The sequence below is a fragment of the Flavobacteriales bacterium genome, assembly GCA_020435415.1.
In the GTDB taxonomy this organism is placed as follows: domain Bacteria; phylum Bacteroidota; class Bacteroidia; order JACJYZ01; family JACJYZ01; genus JACJYZ01.
This window is the reverse complement of record JAGQZQ010000136.1, coordinates 1-6374: the sequence shown is the minus strand read 5'-3', so window position 1 is coordinate 6374 and position 6374 is coordinate 1. Positions and strand designations below refer to the sequence as shown.

The window sequence follows — 6374 nt, the reverse complement described above, 5'->3', positions numbered from 1 at the left end:
TGCATTCCCACGCTCAGGATACATTCCCGAATGAATGCTGCGGATTTATGTATGGCCACGAAAACGATGTTCGCACCGTTACCGAAGCCCGGCTGGTTGACAACAGCAAGGAAGGCGACCAGCGGCGTCGTTTCGAGATTTCCGGTAAGGATTATATGGATGCGGAAAAATATGCGCTTGAAAAAGGGATGACCCTGCTCGGCGTGTATCACTCACATCCGCAACATCCGGCCATCCCATCCGAACATGACAGGAAACAGGCACTGCCCTGGTTCTCATACACCATCGTTTCGGTGATGGATGGCAAAGTGGACCATACCCGTTCCTGGCAACTGGACGAAACAAAACAATTCACAGAAGAAGAACTGAAACCATAAAAATCATCGCTATGGCAAAACTGATCATCCCGACCCCGCTGAGAAAGTTCACTGAGAACCAGGCCACCTATGAGACCGAAGGACAGAATGTGAAGGAAGTGGTTACCAAACTCACCCAGGCATTTCCCGGTGTGGCACCACACATCCTGGATGAGCAAGGCCAGATCCGTGCCTTCATCAACATTTTTGTGGGCGATGAAAACATCAACGACCTGCAACAGGAAAACACAGCAGTCGCCGGTGATACCGTGGTTAGCATTGTGCCAGCCATCGCCGGCGGAAGTCCGAACTGATTCAGAAAGGATCACAAATTTTGAATGCAATGACACCTGAAGACATTACCTTTTCAAGAGAAGAACTGGCGCGTTACGACCGGCACATCATCATCCCCGAGTTTAACATCGAAGGTCAGAAAAAGCTGAAGGCCGCGAAGGTGCTGGTGATCGGTTCCGGCGGACTGGGAAGTCCGCTGCTGCAATACCTTGCCGCTGCAGGCGTGGGTACCATTGGCATTGTAGACTATGATGTGGTGGACGACAGCAATCTGCAACGCCAGGTGTTGTTTGATGTGAAAGATGTGGGCAGGCCTAAAGTGGAAGCAGCAAGGGATCGCATCCTGGGTATCAATCCACACATCACCGTGCATACCTACAACACCCAGTTCCATTCTTCCAATGCCCTGGACATCATCCGCGACAAAGACTACGACATCGTAGCAGACGGAACAGATAATTTCCCTACACGCTACCTGGTGAATGACGCCTGTGTCATTGCAGGTAAAGTCAATGTCTATGGCTCCATCTTCCGCTTTGATGGTCAGGTGGCCGTATTCAATTACACAGACAAAGACGGGGTGATCGGACCCAACTACCGCGACCTCTTCCCTACCCCACCACCGCCCGGACTCGTACCCAGCTGCGCAGAAGGTGGCGTTCTCGGTGTGCTGCCCGGCATCATCGGAAGTCTGCAGGCCAATGAAGTGATCAAGGTAATTACCGGATTGGGCGATGTTTTGTCAGGTAAATTGTATTTATTTGATGCCCTTTCCTTTGAGAGCAGAACCCTGAAGGTGCGTAAAAACGAGCAACTGAAGATCACGGAACTGATTGACTACGAACAGTTCTGCGGATTGAAACCGGATGCTGAAACAGAAAAGAAAATGAAAGAGATCTCCGTGCAGGAACTGAAAGCCTGGAAAGACAACAACGAAGAGTTTCAACTCATCGATGTGCGTGAAGCTCACGAATATGAGATCGTGAACCTCAACGGTGAACTCATGCCCCTGTCACAACTACCCAATATGGACCTGGGTGAGAAAGTATCCAGGGATAAAAAAGTGGTGGTACACTGTAAAATGGGTGGCAGAAGTGCCAAAGCCATTGAACTGATAGAAGCCAAATATGGCCACGACAACCTGTATAACCTCGTCGGCGGGATCACGGCCTACGCCAAGGAAATTGATCCGTCACTGCCGATCTATTAACGACTGTTTTGAACCTCGACGAACTAAATAAGAAGTACAAATCGCTGAACTACGAAGAGCGTATCCTGGCTCTTTTCGAGGACTTCCCACCCGAAAAGATCCTGCTGACCTCCTCGTTCGGTACGACATCGGCTTTCCTTCTGCACCTTTTCAGCAGGCTGAAGAAAGGCCACCCCGTACATTTCATCGATACGACCTACCTTTTCAAGGAAACCCTGGACTACAAAGACGAACTGATCCGGTTGTACGGACTCAATGTGGTAGAGGTAAAACCGGAAGACTGGAAAAACGAATTCACCAAAACCGATAAGACCTGGACGAAAGATCCCGACCTCTGCTGCTCCATCAACAAGGTAGAGCCCCTGGAGAAGATCAAGGATGAATACGATGTATGGATCTCCGGGCTGATGGGCTATCAAAGCAAGTACCGGAAACGCCTGCCCATCTTCGAGCAGAAACGGGGTATCATCAAATTCTATCCTCTGATTGATGTGACTGAAGCACAACGGGATGCCTACATTGAGGAACACCAGCTGCCCTTTCACCCGATGAAAGATCTGGGCTATTCTTCTGTGGGCTGCGCCCAGTGTACCGTCAAAGGGAAGAACCGGGAAGGCCGGTGGGAAGGAAAATCCAAATCGGAATGCGGACTCCACCTCTGAACCATTTCAAAGCATATAAATTTTCATATTGATATCAGTAAAAAAAGAAAACCATGGAAGGCAAGGAAATAAAGATCGGATTGTTTGGCTTCGGATGCGTGGGACAGGGACTGTATGATGTATTAAACATGTCTCAGGGACTGAAAGCACGCATTGACAAATTCTGTGTGAAAGACCCAAATAAGAAACGCTCCATTGATGCATCAAACTTTACCTATGACAAGGAAGATATCCTCGGACGCAAAGACCTTGATGTGGTGGTGGAACTTATCGATAACTCCGAAGATGCTTTTGAGATCGTCAGCCGTGCGATGAAGAACGGCGTGAATGTCGTCACCGCCAACAAGAAAATGCTCGCTGAACATTTTGCGGAACTGTACAAACTGCAGATGGATAACAACGTGTCTCTCATCTATGAAGGTTCGGCAGGCGGCAGCATTCCCATCATCCGGAACCTCGAAGAATATTACGACAATGAGTTGCTCACCAGCATCTGTGGCATTGTAAACGGATCCACCAACTACATCTTGTCCAAGATGTTGTTCGATAACATGCCCTATGCCGACGCATTGAAAGAAGCACAGGAAAACGGCTTTGCGGAAGCCAATCCCTGGCTGGATGTGGCGGGATACGATGCCCTGTACAAACTGGTGCTGCTTATCGTTCATTCATTCGGTGTGATCCTGAAGCCGGAAGACGTGCTGAATGTCGGCATCCAGAACATCCGCATACACGACATTCACTTTGCTCGTGAAAAACAACTCCGGATCAAATTGCTGGCCTATGCCACCAAGATCAATGACCAGGTAAGGGCTTATGTACTGCCGCATTTCGTGACGCGGGAAAGCGAATTGTTCAATGTGAATTACGAGTACAACGCCATCGAAGTGGAAGGCGCTTTCTCAGACAAACAGATGCTTGCCGGCAAGGGAGCAGGAAGTCACCCCACCGGAAGCGCCGTGCTTTCAGACATCTCCGCATTGACCTATAATTACAAATACGGCTACAAAAAGCTGAAGAAGAATGGTGCCAACGGAACGGCGGAGAATGTAACCGCTATGCTGGACAACGACTTCACGATCAAGTTGTACATACGTTTCTCAAACCCGGAGTCATTGAAAGAACTGGAGATCATTTCCATCGAAGAAGAATTCCGTTCCGCCAAAACAAACTACGTGATCGCGAATGTGGCGTTTAAGTCCCTGTTCAATCTGAAGGGAAACAAAGACACCGAACTTTTTGTTTGTGTGGTGGATGACAATGCATGAGTGCTCCTTCACATCAGGTCAGGGTGGTATCTGTCAGGCGTGAAGGTCACCTGGCCTATGTAACATTGGAAGTACCGGCCGACTTCACCTTTGAAGCAGGTCAGCATCTTATTTTACATACTGAAGAAGGACCGTTCTACTATTCCATCTCATCCGCGCCATCCGTACTGCCGAGGGTTGAATTGCTGATCGGTTGCAAGCCCGGTGATCAACGCACAGAACATCTCCTTGGGCAAATGGAATCCGGACAGGCCCTGGGTCTGACCGGGCCTTTCGGAAGTTTTCATCTTCCGGAGAATCTTTCCGATCATCTGCTATTCATCGGCATGGGAACGGGTATCAGTCCGCTTCGTGCCATGATCCTGCAATTAACCGAGCAGTCCTATCCGGGAAATATCCACCTGGTACAGGGTGCTGCGGAGACCTTGCAACTGCCCTATCACCACAACTTCGAACAACTCGAAAAGGGATTCTCCGCGTTTCATTATCACCCCGTATTATCCCGTGAAGACTGGCAAGGCCACAACGGCCGGGTACATGACATCTATCCGGACATCATCACCGAAAACACAAACGTGTTCCTATGCGGAAGCCAGGAAATGGTGGAGGAGTGTGAAGTGCGATTGGGAACACTCGGCGTGAAAAGGGAAAAGGTGTTTAGGGAGAAGTATTAGTTGGCGGTGGTGTTTTCAGGTTTCCACGTTACCTCTAACACAAAACCCGTCTTTAGTCAACCGTTATTCTAATTTAAAGTCGACCAGTTCGTAGTTCACATTTCGTCCTCCCTCATCTGTTTGCTGCAAGATGCCTTTTTCTACCAGATCCTTTATGTCCCGTAAGGCGGTGTCCGTAGAAGTTTTGGCCATTTTAGCCCATTTGGAAGTTTGCAATTTCCCTTCAAAACCGTCAAAGAGTTTGTTGAGCATTAATCGTTGGCGCTCGTTGATAGGTGTATGTTCGTGTAGTTTCCAGAATTCAGCTTTACGCAATATTTTTTGCGTGGTATTTTCTGTGGCGAGCATGGCATTTTTCAGGCAATGCAAAAACCATTCGAGCCACTCGGTTATGTCGCCGGAACTGTATTGCACTTTCTGCAATACTTGATGATAGCGTTTACGTTCCGTTAGTATTTGGCTCGACATACTGTAAAAACGTTCTCCACTACCCTCGGCACGGGCAAGCAACATATCGGTTATGGCTCTTCCAATTCTGCCGTTTCCATCATCAAATGGGTGAATGATTATAAACCAGAAGTGTGCTATGGCAGCTTTCAATACCGGGTCAAGTCGGTTGTCGTTGTTGAACCAATCCAAAAACTTGTCCATTTCTGCTTTTACCAATCCGGGCTTTACGGCTTCGTAATGCACTTTTTCTTTGCCCATTGCTCCGGAGACTATTTGCATTTCACTTGTGCGGTATCGTCCCACCTCAATTTTGTATGGCCCGCTATACCCCGTAGGAAATAGTGCAGCATGCCAACCAACCAAACGTTTTTCGGTTAAAGCTAACGCATGGTGTTGAGTGGCATCAAGCATCATTTCCACCACACCTTCTATGTGACGGCTGCTAGGTATAAGTCCTGCCGTATTGATACCCAAACGCCTTGCAATGGATGATCGCACCTGGTCATAGTTCAGCAATTCGCCTTCTATTTCCGATGATTTGACTACGTCTAAGGTTAAGGCCGTAAGCGTGGCCTCTGCTTTAGTAGAAAAGCCCAAAGCATTCATTTGCCCTACTATTTTACCCTGCATAAGCCGCACCTCACCGAATACGGCACTAATGGCTTTATCCTGCCAGGAAAAATCTATCCAGTTTTTATACTCGTAAATGTATTTTGCCATGGTCCAAAACGCCTAGGCGGTAAATATACGAATTATTCGCCGCAAAAATGCGGCGAATATCTCATCTTTTCACCGCAGGAACAAGGTTGGCAGAACGCGTTATATGTCTATGGGCAGACATTGGCTATCACCTCTATGATGCATTTACCTTGCTTTCCATCAAGCGAGTTTCACATAGTTATCTTCAAGCCTTACATTAAAATTAATCTCTGCCTTTAATGCTTTGAAGACTTTCAAAATGGTATCAATGGTTGCGCTGTTCGCACTGCTTTCAAGTTTGGAGATTTGAGCTTTCTGAACCCCTACAAGTTTACCAAGTTCTTCTTGTGTCAGATGCCTTTCCTGTCTTGCGGTTTTAATCATTTTACCCAACACATCCATTCGAAGTTCGTACTCATACGCGTCACGTTCAGCGGTTCCAACCTTACCGATGTACTTGTCTTTCATTTCTGAAAGCGAGTATGATTTTTTTTTCTTGGTTGCCATATGGATATTTTTTCTTGTCAATAGAACGTCATAAAGATATACATTGTTTCCATATTTAGAAACTATTGGTTTTCGGACTTTCCGCCATCAGACATGTATCAAACGTGGTTGAACTTATCAAACTGCAGGGAAAAGGTTTTGATGTATCTTTGTAAGCTCCCCTAAAATCAGGACAGTTTAGAAATGTAGTAAATTTAAACTGTCAAGTATGAAAAAGAGCAAGTTTACCGCCCATCAAATTGTCAAGATTCTTC

8 protein-coding genes are annotated in these 6374 nt (G+C 47.2%); 6 read left to right on the top strand and 2 right to left on the bottom strand.

Going from position 1 to position 6374, the window contains the following annotated elements; translation table 11 throughout:
* The 6 genes from KDD36_14510 to KDD36_14485 form a co-directional block, all read left to right on the top strand.
* The coding region (locus tag KDD36_14510; GenBank protein MCB0397861.1) for a M67 family metallopeptidase at nucleotides 1-377 on the top strand (377 nt) is incomplete at its 5' end.
* Nucleotides 378-388: 11 nt separating this feature from the next.
* A complete protein-coding gene (locus KDD36_14505) occupies nucleotides 389-670 on the top strand; it encodes a MoaD/ThiS family protein (protein MCB0397860.1) in 282 nt (93 codons plus the stop codon).
* A 44-nt stretch (nucleotides 671-714) separates the two neighbouring features.
* A complete protein-coding gene (gene moeB, locus KDD36_14500; protein MCB0397859.1) occupies nucleotides 715-1860 on the top strand; it encodes a molybdopterin-synthase adenylyltransferase MoeB in 1146 nt (381 codons plus the stop codon).
* 8 nt (nucleotides 1861-1868) lie between these two features.
* Entirely contained in the window at nucleotides 1869-2522 is a 654-nt protein-coding gene (locus tag KDD36_14495; GenBank protein ID MCB0397858.1) for a phosphoadenylyl-sulfate reductase, read from the top strand.
* Nucleotides 2523-2575: 53 nt separating this feature from the next.
* Entirely contained in the window at nucleotides 2576-3790 is a 1215-nt protein-coding gene (locus tag KDD36_14490) for a homoserine dehydrogenase (GenBank protein MCB0397857.1), read from the top strand.
* The gene (locus tag KDD36_14485) at nucleotides 3787-4464 is read left to right on the top strand and encodes a hypothetical protein (protein MCB0397856.1); all 678 of its coding nucleotides are present in this window, start codon (nucleotides 3787-3789) and stop codon (nucleotides 4462-4464) included. The genes KDD36_14490 and KDD36_14485 overlap by 4 nt, the downstream gene beginning before the upstream one ends.
* A gap of 63 nt (nucleotides 4465-4527) precedes the next feature.
* On the opposite strand, the gene KDD36_14480 is transcribed toward KDD36_14485, so the two are convergent.
* On the bottom strand, nucleotides 4528-5634 hold the full coding sequence (locus KDD36_14480; protein ID MCB0397855.1) for a Fic family protein: 1107 nt from the start codon (nucleotides 5632-5634) through the stop codon (nucleotides 4528-4530).
* Nucleotides 5635-5793: 159 nt separating this feature from the next.
* Nucleotides 5794-6120 carry a helix-turn-helix transcriptional regulator gene (locus tag KDD36_14475; GenBank protein ID MCB0397854.1) on the bottom strand — a complete coding sequence of 109 codons (327 nt, stop codon included), beginning with the start codon at nucleotides 6118-6120 and terminating at the stop codon, nucleotides 5794-5796.
* Nucleotides 6121-6374 lie beyond the last annotated feature (254 nt).